The organism is Phenylobacterium sp. (assembly GCF_016793225.1).
Taxonomy (GTDB): domain Bacteria; phylum Pseudomonadota; class Alphaproteobacteria; order Caulobacterales; family Caulobacteraceae; genus Phenylobacterium.
Genome location: NZ_JAEUMN010000023.1, coordinates 33843 through 51580, shown reverse-complemented (window position 1 = coordinate 51580; position 17738 = coordinate 33843). Strand labels below are relative to the sequence as shown.

Annotated in this window: 19 protein-coding genes; 14 read left to right on the top strand and 5 right to left on the bottom strand. The window is 72.1% G+C overall.

Going from position 1 to position 17738, the window contains the following annotated elements; all coding sequences use genetic code 11:
• From JNK30_RS02920 to JNK30_RS02910, 3 genes are all read left to right on the top strand, one after another.
• A partial coding sequence (locus tag JNK30_RS02920) for an AsmA-like C-terminal region-containing protein (RefSeq protein WP_293480022.1) occupies positions 1-719 on the top strand: 719 nt, incomplete at its 5' end.
• Positions 720-780: 61 nt separating this feature from the next.
• Positions 781-1284, top strand: a complete 504-nt coding sequence (locus JNK30_RS02915) for a cytochrome c (protein ID WP_293480020.1) — start codon at positions 781-783, stop codon at positions 1282-1284.
• A gap of 1 nt (position 1285) precedes the next feature.
• A complete protein-coding gene (locus JNK30_RS02910) occupies positions 1286-1957 on the top strand; it encodes a cytochrome b/b6 domain-containing protein (RefSeq protein ID WP_293480018.1) in 672 nt (223 codons plus the stop codon).
• Positions 1958-1967: 10 nt separating this feature from the next.
• Here the strand turns inward: JNK30_RS02910 and JNK30_RS02905 are convergent, their stop codons facing one another.
• A complete protein-coding gene (locus JNK30_RS02905; RefSeq protein ID WP_293480016.1) occupies positions 1968-2300 on the bottom strand; it encodes a hypothetical protein in 333 nt (110 codons plus the stop codon).
• A gap of 197 nt (positions 2301-2497) precedes the next feature.
• Here JNK30_RS02905 and JNK30_RS02900 point away from each other — a divergent pair, with 197 nt between their 5' ends.
• From JNK30_RS02900 to JNK30_RS02890, 3 genes are all read left to right on the top strand, one after another.
• The gene (locus JNK30_RS02900; RefSeq protein WP_293480014.1) at positions 2498-3640 is read left to right on the top strand and encodes an L-lactate dehydrogenase; all 1143 of its coding nucleotides are present in this window, start codon (positions 2498-2500) and stop codon (positions 3638-3640) included.
• Between the two features lie 118 nt (positions 3641-3758).
• Positions 3759-3941, top strand: coding sequence for a hypothetical protein (locus tag JNK30_RS02895; RefSeq protein ID WP_293480012.1), 183 nt, complete (start codon positions 3759-3761; stop codon positions 3939-3941).
• A gap of 43 nt (positions 3942-3984) precedes the next feature.
• Entirely contained in the window at positions 3985-4680 is a 696-nt protein-coding gene (locus JNK30_RS02890; RefSeq protein WP_293480010.1) for a phosphatase PAP2 family protein, read from the top strand.
• Between the two features lie 16 nt (positions 4681-4696).
• Here the strand turns inward: JNK30_RS02890 and JNK30_RS02885 are convergent, their stop codons facing one another.
• Complete coding sequence (locus JNK30_RS02885) at positions 4697-5977, bottom strand: amidase (RefSeq protein WP_293480008.1); 1281 nt, start codon at positions 5975-5977, stop codon at positions 4697-4699.
• 57 nt (positions 5978-6034) lie between these two features.
• Between JNK30_RS02885 and JNK30_RS02880 the strand changes: the two genes are divergently transcribed.
• Positions 6035-7438, top strand: coding sequence for an AMP-binding protein (locus tag JNK30_RS02880; protein WP_293480006.1), 1404 nt, complete (start codon positions 6035-6037; stop codon positions 7436-7438).
• 4 nt (positions 7439-7442) lie between these two features.
• Here JNK30_RS02880 and JNK30_RS02875 read toward each other — a convergent pair whose 3' ends face one another.
• The gene (locus JNK30_RS02875) at positions 7443-8555 is read right to left on the bottom strand and encodes a helix-turn-helix transcriptional regulator (protein ID WP_293480005.1); all 1113 of its coding nucleotides are present in this window, start codon (positions 8553-8555) and stop codon (positions 7443-7445) included.
• A gap of 167 nt (positions 8556-8722) precedes the next feature.
• On the opposite strand from JNK30_RS02875, the gene JNK30_RS02870 reads away from it, so the two are divergent.
• The 4 genes from JNK30_RS02870 (at position 8723) to JNK30_RS02855 (ending at position 12034) form a co-directional block, all read left to right on the top strand.
• Positions 8723-9493: an SDR family oxidoreductase gene (locus JNK30_RS02870; RefSeq protein WP_293480004.1), complete on the top strand. Its 771-nt coding sequence runs from the start codon at positions 8723-8725 to the stop codon at positions 9491-9493.
• The gene (locus tag JNK30_RS02865) at positions 9493-10698 is read left to right on the top strand and encodes a CoA transferase (RefSeq protein ID WP_293480003.1); all 1206 of its coding nucleotides are present in this window, start codon (positions 9493-9495) and stop codon (positions 10696-10698) included. The genes JNK30_RS02870 and JNK30_RS02865 overlap by 1 nt, the downstream gene beginning before the upstream one ends.
• Positions 10695-11447: an enoyl-CoA hydratase/isomerase family protein gene (locus JNK30_RS02860; RefSeq protein WP_293480001.1), complete on the top strand. Its 753-nt coding sequence runs from the start codon at positions 10695-10697 to the stop codon at positions 11445-11447. The genes JNK30_RS02865 and JNK30_RS02860 overlap by 4 nt, the downstream gene beginning before the upstream one ends.
• Before the next feature lie 251 nt (positions 11448-11698).
• Positions 11699-12034, top strand: a complete 336-nt coding sequence (locus JNK30_RS02855) for a GIY-YIG nuclease family protein (protein WP_293479999.1) — start codon at positions 11699-11701, stop codon at positions 12032-12034.
• Positions 12035-12199: 165 nt separating this feature from the next.
• Here the strand turns inward: JNK30_RS02855 and JNK30_RS02850 are convergent, their stop codons facing one another.
• Positions 12200-12601 carry a hypothetical protein gene (locus JNK30_RS02850; RefSeq protein ID WP_293479998.1) on the bottom strand — a complete coding sequence of 134 codons (402 nt, stop codon included), beginning with the start codon at positions 12599-12601 and terminating at the stop codon, positions 12200-12202.
• A gap of 117 nt (positions 12602-12718) precedes the next feature.
• On the opposite strand from JNK30_RS02850, the gene JNK30_RS02845 reads away from it, so the two are divergent.
• Positions 12719-13537 carry an acyl-CoA thioesterase II gene (locus JNK30_RS02845; protein ID WP_293479996.1) on the top strand — a complete coding sequence of 273 codons (819 nt, stop codon included), beginning with the start codon at positions 12719-12721 and terminating at the stop codon, positions 13535-13537.
• Between the two features lie 143 nt (positions 13538-13680).
• On the opposite strand, the gene JNK30_RS02840 is transcribed toward JNK30_RS02845, so the two are convergent.
• Positions 13681-14613 carry a methyltransferase gene (locus JNK30_RS02840; protein ID WP_293479994.1) on the bottom strand — a complete coding sequence of 311 codons (933 nt, stop codon included), beginning with the start codon at positions 14611-14613 and terminating at the stop codon, positions 13681-13683.
• Between the two features lie 176 nt (positions 14614-14789).
• Between JNK30_RS02840 and JNK30_RS02835 the strand changes: the two genes are divergently transcribed.
• Both JNK30_RS02835 and JNK30_RS02830 read left to right on the top strand, forming a co-directional pair.
• On the top strand, positions 14790-16913 hold the full coding sequence (locus JNK30_RS02835) for a M13 family metallopeptidase (protein ID WP_293479992.1): 2124 nt from the start codon (positions 14790-14792) through the stop codon (positions 16911-16913).
• Between the two features lie 5 nt (positions 16914-16918).
• Positions 16919-17728 carry an RNA methyltransferase gene (locus JNK30_RS02830; RefSeq protein WP_293479990.1) on the top strand — a complete coding sequence of 270 codons (810 nt, stop codon included), beginning with the start codon at positions 16919-16921 and terminating at the stop codon, positions 17726-17728.
• Positions 17729-17738 lie beyond the last annotated feature (10 nt).

Here is a 17738-nt window from a genome sequence, read left to right as displayed (position 1 = left end):
AGGGCCAGGTGGCCCTGAACGCACGGGGGGCGACCCCCACCACCAACCTCGATCTGCGGCTCTCCGGCGCGCGCCTGGAAAGCCTCATCCCGATCAGCTTCAAGGGCGCGCCGCCGGCGACGGGGACCCTGGTGGGCCGCGCGCGCCTCTCCGGGTCCGGGAACACGCTGCACAAGACCTTCGGCGGGGCCGACGGCCAGATCACGCTGGTGGCGCCCGCGGGCGAGATCCGCGAGTCGATCGCCGAGCTGATGGGCGTCAACGTCATCAAGGGCCTGGGTCTTCTGAACAAGAAGGACACGACCGAGCTGCGCTGCGCGGTCGCCAGTTTCCGCGGCGAGAACGGTGTCCTGCGCGCCGAGCGGATCGTGCTCGATACCGGTCCGGTGGTCGTCAAGGGGAAGGGCGCCATCGATCTCGACCGCGAACGGCTCGATTTGCAGGTGCGGGGCGAGAACAAGAAGCTGCGGCTGGTGCGCGTGCTGCTGCCCGTCAGGATGAGCGGCCCGCTGATGGCGCCGAGGCTGAAGGTCGAACCGGGCGCCGCCATCGCCCAGGGGGCGGGCGGCCTCGCGCTGGGCTCGTTCCTGTCGCCTCTGGCCGCGGTCCTGCCGTTCATCGACCCCGGCCTGGCCAAGGACGCGAACTGCGCAGGCCTGGTGAGCGAGGCGCGGGCCGAAGGCGCGCCCGTGGCGAGGCCCTCCGCCCGCGCCCGTTGACGGGCGTGCGCCGACCCCGGCAATCTCCACGGAGACACTTGGGGATCGGAAGAGGCTCGCGATGGCGCTAATCGGGAAGAATGCGGCGCTGGCCGTGGCGCTGGGCATCGGCGCGGCGGTGGCGGCCGGCGGGGCCATCGCGCACGATGACGTGATGCCCAAGAACGCGAACGCGGCGACCAAGGCGGCCTACGCTCGGCACGAGAACTTCAAGAAGCTGGGCGGGGCGTTCAAGGGCCTGAACGACGAACTGCGCAAGCCGTCGCCCAGTCTGGCGGTGGTCCGCACGAACGCCGGCGTCGTCGCCAGCCAGTCGCGTGCGCTGCCCACCTGGTTCCCGCGCGGCAGCGGCGTGCAGGCCCGGCCCATGAGCGAGGCGAAGGCCGAGGTATGGACCGACGCGGCCGGCTTCACCTCCGCGGCGTCGAACTTCCAGACGCAGGCCGCCAAGCTGACCCAGGTCGCCGCCGGCAGCGACCTCGACGCCATCCGGGCCCAGACGCGCCAGACGTTCATGGCGTGCCGCGGCTGCCACGAGAAGTACCGGCAGGAAAAGAAGAGCTGACGTGGCCGAGCCGATGGCGGGTTCGACGGTGAAGCTGTGGGACGGGCCCGTGCGCGTGGTCCACTGGCTGCTGGTCGTCCTCTTGCTGTTCTCGTGGTGGTCGGCGGAAGACCACCTCAACTGGCACCGGTGGAGCGGGTACGCGATCCTCGGTCTCGTCGTCTTCCGGGTCTGGTGGGGCTTCGCGGGCGGCGAGGCGGCGCGCTTCGCGAGCTTCGTGAAGGGACCAAAGGCCATCGCCGCCTATGCGCGGACGCTGGGCGGGCGCGAGACGGCCGTGACGCCAGGTCACAATCCGCTGGGGGCGCTGAGCGTCGTGGCGATCCTGCTGGTCCTGGCGGTGCAGGTCGGCCTGGGCCTCTTCACGGTCGACGTCGACGCCTTCGAGGCCGGCCCGCTCTCGGACCGCGTCAGCTTCGAGACGGGCCGCCAGATCGCGGAATGGCACGAACTCAACTTCCGCATCCTGCAGGCGCTGGTGGCCGTGCACGTGCTGGCGATCGCGTTCTACGCCGTCTGGAAGCGGACGAACCTGGTGTGGCCGATGATCACCGGGCGGCGCGTGCTGCCCAGCGATCCCGGTCTCGCCGGCGCCCCGTGGTGGCGGCTGATCGTCGGCGTGCTGCTGGCCGCCGCTGTCGCCTGGTTCCTGTCGCGCGGCGCCCGGTTCTAGGGCCGGCGGCTCAGCTTCGCTCGGCGGCGTCCCGCAGGCAGGTCAGCCAGGCGTCCTCGCGCGCCTTCTCGGCCTCGCGCAGCTTCGTCTCGGCGTCGCGAACCCCGGCGTCGTGCTTGCGCCATTCGGAAACCGCGCCTTCGCGGGCGGCTCGGGCGGCTTCCAGGGTGGGGAAGCGGGCGAGCACCGCGCGGGTCGAGTAGTTCACCGGCGGGCCGACGGTTTCCCGGTCGGGATAGAAGCCGGTGATGGAATCGGCGGTCTCGTGCTCGATGTGGAAGACGTCCGCCCAGCCTGCGTGGTGACGCATCAGGGCCCAGGGTCGCTCGATACGGTCGCTCACCAAGTCTCTCCGTCCAGCTTTCGATTCCGCGGCGCGGCGGTCTGCATTGCCTTTACCGCGACCGTCCGCGCCGTCCAACGGCAGGGCGCAAATTTCGGCGTCCCAGCGGCGCTGAGCGGGCGGCGCGAGCGCCGCAGCCGCTTGCGCCGGCCCCGGCGTGGCTCCAAAACGCACCGTCGGTCGGGGAGGATGCGGCGATGCGGGCGGCTTCGGTTTCGGACTTTCGCGAGCTGGCGCGCCGCAGGCTGCCCAACATCTTCTTCGAGTACATCGACGGCGGCAGCTACGCCGAGGTGACGCTGCGGCGGAACGTCGAGGACCTCGAGGCGCTGGCCCTGCGCCAGCGGGTGATGTGCGACATGTCCCAGCTCGACATGAGCGTCCAGACCCTAGGACAGACGCTGAAGATGCCGGTGGGCCTGGCGCCGGTGGGCATGGCGGGCATGTACGGCCGCCGGGGCGAATGCCAGGCGATGCGGGCGGCCTCGGCCGCCGGCGTGCCCATGTGCCTTTCGACGGTCAGCGTGTGCTCCATCGAGGAGGTGGCCGCCACCGGCGCCCCGCCGTGGTTCCAGCTCTACATGCTCAAGGACCGGGGCTACATGCGCGAGCTGCTCGCGCGGGCGAAGGCGGTCGGCTCGCCCGTCCTGGTGTTCACCGTCGACCTGCCGCTGCCGGGGTCGCGCTACCGCGACGTCCGGTCGGGATTCACGGGCGGCACGCCGCTCCAGTCGATGCTCACCCAGCTCAAGGACGGCGTCCTGCATCCCGCCTGGACCTGGGACGTGTTCATGAACGGCCGGCCGCACACGCTGGGGTCCGTGCAGGCCGCGGTGAAGGAGGGGCGGCGGGTCACCGATTTCCTGGCCTGGATCTCGCGCAACTTCGACCGCTCCGTGACCTGGAAGGACATCGACTGGGTGCGCGAGACCTGGGACGGCCCGATCGTGCTGAAAGGCGTCCTGGACGTGGAGGACGCGAAGGCGTCGGTGAAGGCGGGCGCGGACGGCCTCGTGGTCTCCAACCACGGCGGGCGGCAGCTCGACGGCGTGCGCTCGACCATCTCGGCGCTCGGGCCGATCGCCGACGCCGTGGGCGGCGACCTCGAGGTCTACATGGACGGCGGCGTCCGCTCGGGCCTGGACGTCCTGAAGGCCCTGGCGCTGGGCGCGAAGGCCTGTTTCGTGGGCCGCGCATGGGCCTGGGCCCTGGGCGCCGGGGGCGAACCCGCGATCGCCCGCATGCTCGACATCCTGCGGGCCGAGCTGGCGGTCGCCATGATCCTCACCGGCTGCAACAACGCCCGCGACGCCGGCCGGAGCCTGCTCGACCGCCCCTGACCGCCCGGCCGCCTCGCGCGGCAGGCGAGTCCAATTCGCGATCACGGGAATTCTATTGTGCGGTGCGAAACCGTTTGGTTTCGTACGGGTTAACCCGGTCGTGTATCGGAGGACGGGTATGCGTAAAGGTATGTCGCTCGCCTATTCCCTGAGCCAGGACGACAACGCTTGGCGTTGGAGCGTCTACGACGAGGACGGCGTGACCGTCGCGGATGGCCGCCTGCCCACGCAGGACGCCGCCATGGCCGCGGTGGAGACGATGCTGCGCCGCACGGGAGAGGACGCTGGCGTCGCCGCCTGACGTCCGGGTTGCGGCCCGAGGTCCGCGCCCCCAGCTTGGCCTGATGCTTCAGACGATCTGGCGGTTCATCCGCCGCTTCGAGGCGCGCGTCCTGGTCGGCCTGATGCTGGCGGCCGGCGTGCTGTGGACGTTCCTCGAGGTCGCCGACGAGATGGCGGACGGCGAGACCCGCGCCATCGACCAGCGTCTGATCCTCGCGCTGCGCACCCCCGGAGACCTCAACGATCCCATCGGCTCCCACGGCGTCGAGGAGGCGATCCGCGACCTCACGGCCCTGGGCGGCACGACGATGGTCACGCTGGTCACGATCGTGGCGACCCTGTCGTTCGCCTTCCACCGCAGGCCCCGGCACGCGCTCGTCATGGCCGTGACGGTCGTCCTGGCGACGCTTTCGAGCAGCGCGAGCAAGGCGTTCTTCGCCCGTCCCCGTCCCGACCTCGTGCCGCACGAGGTCTACGTCTATTCGGGAAGCTTCCCCAGCGGCCATTCCACCATGGCCGCGGCCTGCTACCTCACGGTGGCGATGCTGATCGCCAGCCTCGAGCCGCGGCGGCGCAGCAAGGCGCTGGCCTACAGCCTGGCCGCCTTCGTGCTGGTGACGGTCGGCTTCAGCCGCGTGTACCTGGGCGTGCACTGGCCCACCGACGTGCTGGCCGGATGGTGCCTGGGCGCCGCCTGGGCCCTGGCGGCGTGGATGGCGCTGCGGAGCATGGGCGGGACCGTGCGCGGCGCGGCCTGAGCCCGCGCCGTCCGGCTCAGGGTTCGAAGCCCGCGAGGTCCGGCCGCCGGCCGTCCCAGCCCGAGACCCGCTCGAAGGCGGCGCCCAGCGCCACCACCATCTCCTCGTCGGCCGGCGCGCCCAGGATCTGCAGCCCCGCCGGCAGGCCGCCGGACGTCAGCCCGCAAGGGACGCTGAGGCCGGGCAGGTCCAGGTAGTTGGCGGCCCTGGTCAGCCGGCTCAGCGGCGAGGTCGTCTCGTCGATGGTGTCGAGCGGCGGCGCAGGGATCGGGCAGGTGGGTGAGAGCAGGCCGTCGTACCCCGCGAGCCAGGCGTGGAAGCTGCGCTGCCCCTCGGCGCGCTCGCGGACGGCCTCGGCGAGCCGCGCGTCCGACACGTCCCGGCCGGCCTCGAAGCGGCGCACGATCCAGGGGTCCATCACCGCCGCGTGCGCCCGGATGCGGTCCTTCCAGATCCGCCAGCCTTCCCCGGCCATAAGCAGGCCGTTCGGCGTGAACGAGTCCTCCAGGGCCCGGGGCGGAACCACCATCTCGACGGCCAGCCCCGCATCGCGCAGCCGCCCGACGGCTTCGAGGTAGAGGCGCTCGACCTCGGGATCCAGCTCGCCGAGGGCGGCGGGCGGGATGGCGGCCAGGCGGCGGCCGCGCACGTCGGCCGAAAGGGCCGCCTCGGCGTCGAACGGCCCGCGCACGGCGCTATCGTCGTCGGGACCCGAGATCACAGCCAGCGCACGGGCGGCGGTCGCCACGTCGCGCGCCAGGACGCCCACCGTGTCGAGCGACGGGGCCAGGGGATGCACCCCCTGCAGGCTGACCAGCCCGCGCCCCGGCTTCAGCCCCACCACGCCGCAGACGGCGGCCGGGATGCGCACCGACCCGCCCGTGTCGCTGCCCAGCGCCGCGTCGCAGAGGCCGGCGGCGACGGCCACGGCCGAGCCCGACGACGAGCCGCCCGGCGCGCGATGCACCGCCGCGTCCCAGGGGTTCCAGGGCGCGCCGACGGCCCGGTTCGTCCCCCAGCCCCCGTACGCCAGCTCGACGGTGTGGGTCTTGCCGACCACCGACCAGCCCGCCTGCAGCAGCCGTTCCACGACACGCGCGTGCCGGGCCGGGTCGCCGTCCAGCGCGACCTGGGCGCCGCCGCCCGTGGGGACGCCCTGGATGTCGATCAGGTCCTTGATCGCGACCGTCGGGCCGTCCTCGTCCTCGCCGTACAGAGGCGGGTCGAACACCTGCACGAACGCCCTCAGGCGCGGGTCGTAGCGGCGGATGCGGGCGAGGGCGTCCGAGGGGGTCATCGGCTCTCTCTAAGCCATGCCTCCCCTGAAAGGCAGGGATGAGTTACGCAGGGCCGCATGAACCTCTACGACCTGCTGGCCGGGCGCTTTCCGGCCGATCGTACGAAGCCCTGCTTCCTGCTGAGCGACGGCTCGGAGATCAGTTACGGGGCGCTCGAGGACGGCGCCGCGCACGTGGCGGGGCGGCTCGTCGCGCAGGGCGTCCAACCGGGCGACCGGGTCGCCCTGCAGGCCGAAAAGTCGCCGCAGAGCATCATGGTCTATCTCGGCGTGCTCAAGGCCGGGGCCGTCTACCTGCCGCTCAACAGCGCCTACACCCGCGCCGAGGTGGACTACTTCCTGGGCGACGCCGAGCCGAAGACGTTCATCACCGATCCCCCGGCCTGGGTGACGGAGGCCATGAGCGGCCCCCGGCTGGACGCCACGGTCGCCCGGGCCGAGGGGGACCTCGCCTCCCTGATCTACACCTCGGGCACGACCGGGCGCTCCAAGGGCGCGATGCTGAGCCACGGGAACCTCGCCGCGAATGCGCTGGCGCTGCACGCGGCCTGGGGCTTCACGCCCGGCGACGTGCTCCTGCACGCCCTGCCGATCTTCCACGTCCACGGGCTGTTCGTGGCGCTGCACTGCGCGCTACTCTCGGGCTGCCCCATGGTGTGGCTGCCGAAGTTCTCGGACGCCGAGGTGCTGGCGGGCCTGGAGCGCTCGACGGTGATGATGGGGGTCCCGACGTTCTACACGCGGCTCCTGGCGAACCCGGCGTTGACCAGGGCCCGGGCCGACAACGTCAGGGTCTTCATCTCGGGATCCGCGCCGCTCCTGCCGTCGACCTTCGCCGAGTTCGAAGAGCGGACCGGCCAGCGCATCCTGGAACGCTACGGCATGAGCGAGGCGGTGATCATCACCACCAACCCGCTGGACGGCGAGCGGATCGCCGGCTCCGTCGGCTATCCGCTGCCGGGCGTGGACCTGCGCATCGGCGACGGGACCGAGGACACCGGCGTGATCCAGATCCGCGGGCCGAGCGTGTTCTCCGGCTACTGGCGGATGCCCGAGAAGACCGCCGAGGAGTTCACGTCCGACGGCTTCTTCCTCACCGGCGACGTGGGCCGGCGCGACCCGGACGGGCGGGTCTGGATCTCGGGCCGCGCCAAGGACCTGATCATCTCGGGCGGCTACAACGTCTATCCGAAGGAGGTCGAGCTGGTGCTCGACGAGCTTCCGGGCGTCACCGAGAGCGCCGTGGTCGGCGTCCCGCATCCGGACTTCGGCGAAGGCGTGGTCGCGGTGGTGATGGGCCAGGGCGACGAGGCCGAGATGATCGCCGCGGCGCGATCGCAACTGGCGGCCTACAAGGCGCCGAAGCGGATCGTCTTCGTCGACGAACTGCCCCGCAACGCCATGGGGAAGGTGCAGAAGAACCTGCTGCGCGAACGCTACGCCGAACTGTTCCGGGGGTAGCCGGTCAGACGCCCGGTGGGCCGCTGGCGAGCCGCATCATCAGCTTCACCAGCTCGGCCTGGCGCGTCACCCCGGTCTTGTCGAAGACCCGGGCGAGCTGGAAGCGGGTGGTGTTCACGCTGACCCCGAACCGCTCCGCCGCCTCGGCCAGGGTGAGGCCGTCGAACACCGCGGCGGCGAGGCGGGCCTCGGCGGGCGTGAGGCCGAACAGCAGCCGCAGCTCGTCCTCCGGCGCGCGGACCTCGTCCTCGAGGTCGGTGACCGAGACCAGCACCGGCGCCGCCGCCCGGAAGACCGGGCCGTCGTCCAGCGGCATCGGCGTGGTGCGCAGGGCCAGGGGCATCCCGCCCGCGGGGCTGGGGACGTTCATGGCGCCGGCCGCCCGCGGTCCCGCCCGGAACGCGGCGTCGGCCAGCAGCTGCTCAAGGCGGCGCGCGCTCTCGGCGTGCGACGTGGTCAGGCGACCGTTCAGCACCGTCAGGCCGCGTCCGCGGGCGAGCAGCCGCTCGCCGGCGGCGTTCGCGTAGCCCAGGGCTCCGTCCGGCGCGACCAGGAACATCGCGTGCGACGACACCTGCAGCGCGTCGACCAGGGTGCGGGTCATGCCGGCCGAGCCCGCCAGCCGCTGCCCGATCTCGAACGCGCGCACCATGTGCGGCCGTAGCCGCGCGGCCAGCTCCAGGTCGGCGTTGTCGAACGTCTGGCCGGTCCGGCGGCCGATGTTGATGGTGCTGGCCACCGTGCCGGTGGCGCCCAGCCGGATGAACAGGGCGCGGTCCACGTCCTGGGGCCGCATGAAGTCGTTGTAGTACTCGGACCGCAGGTAGTCCTCGCGCGCGAGGCAATCCAGCTCGGTGGATACGGTGGGCGCGGCCTCGCCGCCCTTGCCCATGAAGACGTTGACCGTGCCGAAGTGGCGCGCGTAGGCGTCCACCCAGGCGGGGTCCGAGCGGAAGAGGATCGCGTCCACCCCCTGGCCGGTCCGCGTGTCGATGCGGGTCAGGCAGCCGCGCAGGCCGCCCACCGCGTCCGACAGCCGCTCCATGACGCCGACCCAGCGCGCGGGGTCCAGCGCCGCGGCGTAGATGTCGTCGATCAGGCGGGCTTCGTCGAACACGGAGGCCTCATCATCCGAATGAACTATGTTCGGCCAGGATCCGGCAAGCCGGCATCATCCATTTGGATAGCGCGCCCCGGCTCAGCTCCCGGACGGCCGGCGTCGGATGACGGCGCGGGCAATGTGCGATAGCGCTTCACCCCAACAGGATTGGGAGCGAAGCGCCGATGGATCTGCAACTGAAGGGCAAGAACGTGGTGGTGACCGGCGCGACGCGCGGGATCGGCCGCGCCATCGCCGACCTTTTCGCCGACGAGGGCGCGAACGTCGCCATCTGCGCCCGCAACGCCGAGCAGGTCGCCGACGCGGTCAAGGCGCTGGAGGCCAGGGGCGTCAAGGCGTTCGGCCAGGCGGTCGACATCGCCGACGGCCCGGCGCTGAAGGGCTTCGTCAAGGCGGCCGGCGAGGCGCTGGGCGGCGTCGACGTGCTGGTCTCGAACGCCAGCGCCCTGGTGCAGGGCAACGACGAGGGGTCCTGGAAGGCGATGTTCGACGTCGACATCCTGGGCGCCGTGCGCACCTTCGAGGCCGCGCTGCCGTTCCTCGAGGCCGCAGCCGCCGAGCGGGGGGATGCGGCCTTCATCATCACCTCGTCGATCTCGGCGGCCGAGGCCGACAACCCCAGCAGCTACGGCGCCATGAAGGCCGCCCAGATCCACTTCGCCAAGGGTGTCGCGCGGCAGTACGCGCCCAAGCATGTGCGCTGCAACGTGGTGTCCCCCGGCACCGTGTTCTTCGAAGGCGGCGTCTGGGGCAACGTGAAGGCGGGCATGCCGCAGTTCTTCGACCAGATGATCGCGCGCAACCCGACCGGCCGCATGGCCACGCCCGAAGAGATCGCGGCCGCGACCGTCTTCCTGGCGAGCCCGCGCTCGGCGTTCACGACCGGCATCAACATGGTGGTGGACGGCGCCATCTCGCGGCGGGCCAACTTCTGATGGGCGCGGCCGGGGCGGGCGCGCTGGCCGGCCTCAAGGTCCTGGACTGCACCCACGTGATCGCGGGCGCCTACTGCTCGCTGGTGCTGGCCGACCTGGGCGCGGACGTGATCAAGATCGAGCCGCCGGCGGGCGAGTCCACCCGCGGGATGCTGGGCCGCACCGACGGCTTCCGCGCCTTCGACTATGTGAACCGCAACAAGCGGGCGATCGCCCTCGACCTGTCGACCGAGGCCGGGGCGGACGTGGTCCGGCGGCTGGCCAAGACGGCCGACGTCTTCGTGGAGAACTACCGGCCGGGCGCGATGGACCGGATGGGCCTGGGCTACGAGCGGCTCAGCGGGATCAACCCGCGGCTCGTCTACTGCTCGGTCTCCGGGTTCGGACTGGACGGTCCCTATCGCGAGAGGGGCGGGTTCGACCTCGTGACCCAGGCGATGAGCGGGATCATGAGCTTCGTGGGCGAGGCGGGCAGCGACGTTCCGTGCTCGACGGCGGTGCCGATCTCGGACCTCAACGCGGGGGTGTTCGCGGCCGTGGGCGTCCTGGCCGCGCTGCAGAACCGGCACGCCACCGGCCGCGGCCAGCATGTGGAGACCTCGCTGCTGGAATCGGCGCTGGCCTACACGATCTGGGAAACAGGCATGTACCTCTCGACCGGAGAGGTGGCCAAGCGCAACGGGGCCCGGCATCGGCTGGCGGCGCCCTATGAGCCTCTGAAGGCCGCGGACGGCCACCTCGTGGTGGGGGTGAACAGCCAGCGCCTGTGGACGCGCTTCTGCCGGGCGATCGGCGCGCCCGATCTCGCCACGGAAGCCGGGTTCGACAGCCCGGGCGCCCGGATGCGGAACCGGGACGCCCTGCAGGCGCGGATCGAGGCCGTGCTGGCGACGGCGGGTCGGGATCACTGGCTCGCGCGGCTCGAGGCCGAGGGCGTGCCCGCGGGCCCGCTCAACGACATCGCCCAGGCCTGGGACGATCCGCAGGTCCGCGCGCGCGGCCTGATGGGCGAGGTGGACGGGCGGCGGTTCGTGAAGACCCCCATAAGGCTGCACGACACGCCGGTGGCGCTGTTGCGCGGGCCGGGCGACGTGGGGCAGGACACCCGCGCCGTGCTGGCCGAGGCGGGCTACACGGCGGACGAGATCGAGGCGCTGCTCGCCAGCGGGGCGGCGGCGGTGGAACGCAGGGAGGCGACGGCGTGAGCGGGGTTGTGCACATCGAGCGGATTTCCGACGCGATCACGCGGCTCGAACTCGACAACCCGCCCATGAACCCCCTGGGTCCCGAGATGCGCGCCACCTTCATGGCCGCGCTGGACGAGGTGGAGCGGAACGACGCCCTGCGCTGCCTGATCGTCACCGGGCGGGGCCGGGCATTCTGCTCGGGCGACGACCTCAAGCAGGCGGCGGGCAAGGGCGAGGACCTGGCCGGCTTCGGCCGCCTGCTCGACCGTGTCGAAGGCAGCCGCGTTCCCGTGATCGCCGCGGTGAACGGCTGGTGCGTGGGCGGCGGGTTCGAACTCGCCCTGTGCTGCGACATCCGGCTGGCGTCGACCGAGGCCCGGTTCGTGTGCGCGGGCGTCAACGTGGGCCTGATGGCCTCGACCTACCGGCTGCCGCGCCTGATCGGGGAGTCGCGGGCGAAGTCGATGCTGCTGACCGGCCTGCCCCACGACGCCGAGACGGCCGAGCGCTACGGCCTGGTGACCGGCCTGCACGCGCCGGAGGGACTTCAGGACGCCGCGGTGGCGCTGGCCGAGCGGATCGCCACGCGGGCGCCGCTGTCGGTGGAGGCCACCAAGCGCACGGCGCACCGGGCGCTCGACCTGTCGCCCGAGGAGTCCGGGCGCATCTGGGGCGACGAGCTGCGGATCCTGCGCAGGTCGAACGACCACAAGGCGGCGCTGGAAGCCTTCCGCGAGCGACGCGACCCGGTCTTCACGCGCAGCTAGCCTAGGTCGAGGACTCATAACCTGGGAGCAGGTGGAAGGCGGACTGCTTGAACATCCGATAGGGGTGGGCTGCGGCGCCTTACCTCCCCCGCGAAGCGGCGGGAGGGGGACCGTGGCGGACGTCATCCCATCCCCCCGTCATCCCGGGCGCAGCGCTCGCCAGAGCGCGGAGACCCGGGACCCAGCCACTCCACCCGGCAAGCTGCGCCGGGAAAGGCGACACGCACGCGGCCTTGACCTAACCTGCAGCGATGGTCGGCCGAGACCCCCTCATCGCGGTCTACATCCTGGCGAGCGGGCGCAACGGGACGCTGTACACGGGCGTGACCAGCACCCTCGTCACCCGCATCCGACAGCACAAGCTCGGGACCTTCGAAGGCTTCTCCAAGACCCACGGCTGCAGGCGGCTCGTCTGGTACGAGGTTCATGCGGTGATGGGTGAGGCGATCCGGCGCGAGAAGCAGATCAAGCGCTGGCGACGGGATTGGAAGCTGCAACTGATCGAGACCCAAAACCCGGACTGGCGCGACCTGTCCGACGCGTGGTTCGAGGCTCCGGAGGGGCCGCTGTCGTGGATGCAGTCGTAGGGGCGCGTCGAGAGCTGTGCGGCTGGGTCCCGGGTCTTCGCGCTCTGGCGAGCGCTGCGCCCGGGATGACGGAGGTTGGGGCGCAAGGGTCGATGTCCGCAACGGGTCGAATGCGGTCATCGCTCACCCGGTGGCAAGCGGACCTCAGCGCAGTCGGCCCCTCGTCTAGTCGGGTTCGCCGGCCCGGCGGCCGGCGGGCCGGGTGTCGCCCTGCTGCACCTGCCGCAGACGGGCCACGTAGACGGGGGCGGCGGCCATGAGCACGCCCAGCCCGTCGGCGGCGACCTTCACCGGCGAGATCAGCTGGCCCGTGAAGCAGGGGGCCAGCTCGGCGAACAGGATCACCCATGCGGCGACGAGCGGGATGTCGCCGCGGCGGACGTAGGGCATCATCGCGTAGGCCAGGGTCGTGGCGCCGTAGAAGATCATCAGGCGCGCGAGGAACGGCTCGGCGGCCGGGCTGAGCGACAGGATCAGCACGGCCAGGCACAGGCCCGCCCCGACGGGCGTGTAGAGCGCGCGGGGGAGGCCGCGGGCCCGGAAGTCGATCTGATGCCCCAACATCATGCGGGCCAAGGTACGCGGCCGCCCTGACTTCAGGCTTAATTTATGCAGTTAAGCAAAGGTTTGCGGCGGCGACTCGCGGCGCTTGCGTGACGCGCGCGAACGCGGTTTGAGGGGCCGATGGAAAGGCTCTTCTTCGACCTGCGCCCGACGCACAATCCCCACCGGTGGTACATGCCCATCGAGCCGCCGATCTGCGTCGGGCCGCCCGGAAACCTGTTCATGTTCGGCGGCGTCGGGATGGCGTCCGCCGTGGCGGCGCTCGAACGCACCACCGGTCGGCCCCTGATCTGCGCCACCGCCCAGTACCTGGGCTACGCCCGGCCGCCCAGCGTGGTGGACATCGACGTCTGGACCCCGGTCGAGGGCAAGTACATCACCCAGGCCAACGCCAAGGTGCACATCGACGACAAGGAGATCATCTCGGTCAGCGCCGCGCTCGGCGCGCGGCCCAGTGAGCTGGCCGGCCAGTGGGCGCCGATGCCCGACGCCCCGCCGCCCGAGGACTGCGAGCCGTCCGAGCACTGGCGCGGCGCCGAGGTGGGCCTGCACACCCGCATGGAGGTGCGGATGGTCAAGGGACGGCGGGGCCCCGACCGGATCGGCAATCCCGAGGTCGACGGCCGCACCCAGCTCTGGGCGCGGCCGCGCGAGGGCTTCCCGATCGACGCGTCCATGCTCGCGGTCCTCGCCGACTTCGTGCCGCAGGGCGTGGGCAACGCGCTGGGCCGCAACGCCGGCGGCAACAGCCTGGACAACACCCTGCGCATCCGTCGCGTTGTGCCCACCGACTGGGTCCTCTGCGACATCCGCGTGTCGGGGGTGGCCGACGGCTTCGCCCACGGCGAGATGGCGCTCTTCGCGCAGGACGGCGAGCTGATGGCGACCGCCAGCCAGTCGCTCATCGTCCGTGTCCGGGAGACCGCCGAGGACCGCTGAGGGGCATGGCCTCTACGGCCCGCGCTCAGGTCCTCCCCCGCAGCGGGAGGGGGACCGCCGAAGGCGGTGGAGGGGGGCGACCCACGGCGAGACAGGGCGCGGCCACCGCCCCTCACGTCCGCCGGACCTTCATGTGCGATAGGCTACCCCCGCCCGGCGGTCATCACGCAGGCGACGGCGGCGATCCGTTCGACCGCGGCATAGGCGGGTCGCTCCAGTTCTTCCCCGAAGACGTCGGGATCGAGCTCGCGATAGTCCATGTCGGCGCCCTGCGTCGCGGCGATGTCCGCGAGGCCCTCGTGCAGCGCGTCGCGGCCGCCATTCCCGATGGCGCTGCCGGTGTAGAGGATGAGGCGGCCGCCGGGCGCCAGCTTCTCGAGGGCGGCCCGGGTCCAGGCCAGGGAGAGCTCTCCGCCCGTCCGGCGGCCGCCGGACGCATAGGTCTGGTCGGCGTCGGCGATGTACGGCGGGTTGGCGATCACGACCCCCAGTCCGTCGGGCGCGCCGTCCAGGCCGTCCGCCTCCAGGACCTCCAGTTGCACGTGCGCATGGGCGGCGTTGAGGCGCGCGAGCCGCAGGGCCCTGGGGTTCACGTCGGTCAGGAGTAGGCGGGAGGCCGCCAGCCCGCCGGCGGTGATCGCGCCCACGCCCGCGCCCCCGCCGACGTCCGCGATCGGCCCCACGGGGATCGTCGGCAGTTCGCGCGCGACGAGGTCGGCGAAGCGGTAGCTGTCCGGGCCCAGGAAGACGGCGTCCTGGTCGTCGGTGGGATAGGCCGAGTGCAGGAACAGGCGGCCGCGCACCCGCGAGACCCGCACCCGGCTTCGATAGAGCGGGCCGCGGGCTTCCAGCATTCCCGCAGCCTGCAGCATCCGGAAGACGTCGCGCGGAAGGACGTCGGGCGCGAAGTCCCGGCTCCACCCCAGCGCGTCCCGGACGTCGCGGGCGGGCGCGTGGCCGTCGCGCGCCAGGATGCGGGCGTGGGTGAGGGGCGTGGGCGTGACGAAGGCGTAGCCGTCCGCCTCGAGCCAGGCCAGCAGTTCGAGGAGGGTGGCGTCGGCTGAGGGATCGGTCACCGGGTGAAAAGGCGCGGGAGCCCGGGAGGTTCACGGCGGTCTCCGATCGTCGCCGCCCAGGCAGCGAATGTCGCAGAGCGGGCCCGAAACGCTCGCCTTGTGCCCGTGGGAATGTAAGAAGCGCCAAAATCGTGCGCGGGCCGCCGCCGCCCGGCATCATGGAGTTGTTCGCAAGCATGTACCTTCACCTGCTCGCCGCGTGCTCGGCCGCCGCCCTCGTCTCCGCCTGCGCCACGACCCAGGCGTCTGCGCCGCCGCCGCCGCCCGCCGCCGAGGCGACCCCGCCTCCGCCCGCGGCGCCCGAACGGCCCCGCGCCCAGGTGGGCGGCTTCGGGTTCGACGTCTCGGGCATGGACACCAGTGTCGCGCCCGGCGACGACTTCTTCCGGTACGCCGTGGGCAAGTGGGTGGACCGCACCGAAATCCCCGCGGACCGCTCCAACCTCACCAGCTTCGCCCTGATCGCCGAAAAGGCGGCCGAGCGGACGCGCGCGATCATCGAGGATTCCGCCAAGGCCCAGGCGCCGGCCGGCTCCGAGGCGCGGAAGATCGGCGACTACTTCACGAGCTTCATGGACGAGGCCCGGATCGAGGCCCTGGGCGCGGCGCCCCTCAAGCAGGACCTCGACCGGATCGCCGCGATCCGCACCCGCCGGGATCTCTCGGCCGTCATCGGCGCCACGATCCGGGCGGATACGGACGCGCTCAACGCGACCAACTACTACACCGAGCGCCCGTTCGGCCTCTGGGTGGCCGAGGACCTCGACAACACCACCAGGTACCGCGCCTACCTGATGCAGGGCGGCCTCGGCATGCCCGACCGGGAGTACTTCCTGGGCGACAGCCCCCGGTTCAGGGAGCTGCGCGCCAAGTACGAGACCCACGTCGCCAACCTGCTGCGGCTGGCCGGCTTCTCCGAGCCGGAGGCGCGGGCCAGGCGCGTCGTGGCGCTCGAGACGGCGATCGCCCGCGTGCACGTCTCGGTCGACCAGAGTTCGGACGTCGCGCGCTCGAACACCGTCTGGACCCGCGCCGAACTGCCGGCCAAGGCGCCGGGCATGGACTGGGCGGCGTTCCTCGAGGCCGCCGGGCTCGACAAGGAGACCCGGTTCGGCGCCTGGCAGGCCTCGGCGATCGCGGGCCAGGCGAGGCTGGTGGGCAGCCAGCCGCTGCAGGCCTGGAAGGACTACCTGGCGTTCCACGCCGTCTCGCGCGGCGCGCCGTTCCTGTCGAAGCCCTTCGCGGACGAGCACTTCGCGTTCAACAGCCGCGAGCTGAACGGACAGCCGCAGCAGCGGGAGCGCTGGAAGCGCGGCGTGGACCACGCCTCCGCCGCCATGGGCGAGGCGATCGGCAAGCTCTACGTCGAGCGCCACTTCTCCCCGCAGGCCAAGGCCCAGGCCCAGGAGATGGCCGCGAACGTGCTGAAGGCGTTCGACCGGCGCATCGACCGCATCGACTGGATGACCGAGCCCACCAAGGCCCGCGCGAAGAAGAAGCTGGCCAATTTCCGGGTCTACGTCGGCTATCCGGACCGGTGGCGCGACTATTCCGGCCTCGAGGTCGTGGCGGGCGACGCCTACGGCAACGCCCAGCGCGCCTCGCTCTTCGAGTACCGGCGCAACCTGGCCAAGCTGGGCCGGCCGGTGGACCGCACCGAGTGGTTCATGTCGCCGCAGACGGTGAACGCCCTGTTCGCGCCCAGCCAGAACTCCATCATCTTCCCCGCCGCCATCCTGGAGCCGACGTTCTTCGACCCGAACGCGGACGCGGCGGTGAACTACGGCGCCATCGGCGGCGTGATGGGCCACGAGGTCAGCCACGGCTTCGACGACCTGGGCGCCCAGTTCGACGAGAACGGCAACCTCCGCAACTGGTGGGCGCCCGAGGACCTCGCCCGCTTCAAGGCCGAGACGAAGAAGCTCGCCGACCAGTACAGCGCCTACGAACCCCTGCCGGGCCTGCGCTTCAACGGGGCGCAGGTGCTGGGCGAGAACATCGCCGACGTGGCCGGGCTGGCCACCGCCTACGACGCCTATCACCTCTCGCTGCAAGGCCGCCCCGCGCCGGAGATCGAGGGGCTGTCCGCCGACCAGCGGTTCTTCCTGGGCTGGGCGCAGAACTACCGCTCGAAGTTCCGCGAGGCGGCGCTGCGGCGGCAGGTGGTGACCGGCGTCCACGCGCCGGGGCCGTGGCGGGCGATCACGGTGCGCAACCTCGACGCCTGGTATCCGGCCTTCGGCGTCAAGGAAGGCCAGACGCTGTACCTGGCGCCGTCCGACCGCGTGAAGCTCTGGTAGCAGGCTTGCCCCGGATCGTCCCGATCGCCGACCCCGACGACCCGCGCCTGGAGCCGTATCGCGCGGTCCGGGAACGCGACCTGGTCGGCCGGCAGGGCCTGTTCGTCGCCGAGGGGCGGGTCGTGCTGGAGAAGGCGCTGGCCGCCCACCCGGACCGGCTGGGCTCTGTGCTGGTCGCCGAGCCCCGGCTGCCCGGGCTTTCGGACGTGCTGGCGCGGGTCCCCGAGGCCACGCCCGTGTACGTGGCGGCGCAGGCCGCCATGGACCAGGTGGTGGGCTTTCCGATCCATCGCGGGGTCCTGGCCGTCGGGCGGCGGCCGCAGCACGACGCCGCGGCGCTCCTGCGCGAGGCGCCCGCGCGGGCCCTCGCCGTCGGCCTCGTCGGCATCGCCAACCACGACAACATGGGCGGCGTCTTCCGCAACGCCGCGGCCTTCGGCGCGGCGGCGGTGCTCCTCGACTCCACGTGCTGCGATCCGCTCTACCGCAAGGCCATCCGCGTGAGCGTCGGGGCCGCGCTCACCACCCCCTTCGCGGCCGTGGGCGGCGCGGACGGGATGCTCGACCGCTTCGAGGCCGCGGGCTTCGAGGTCCTGGCGCTGTCGCCGGCGGGCCGCGAGGAACTCGGGACGCTGACGCCGGCGCCGCGCACGACGCTCTTGCTGGGGGCCGAGGGCGCCGGCCTGCCGCCTGCGGTGCTCGCCCGCGCCCGCACCGTCCGCATCGCCATGGCGGGCGGCTTCGACTCGCTGAACGTCGCGACGACCAGCGGCATCGCCCTGTATCACGTCAGCGCGGAACTTCGCCGACTTTAGCCTCGGCTTA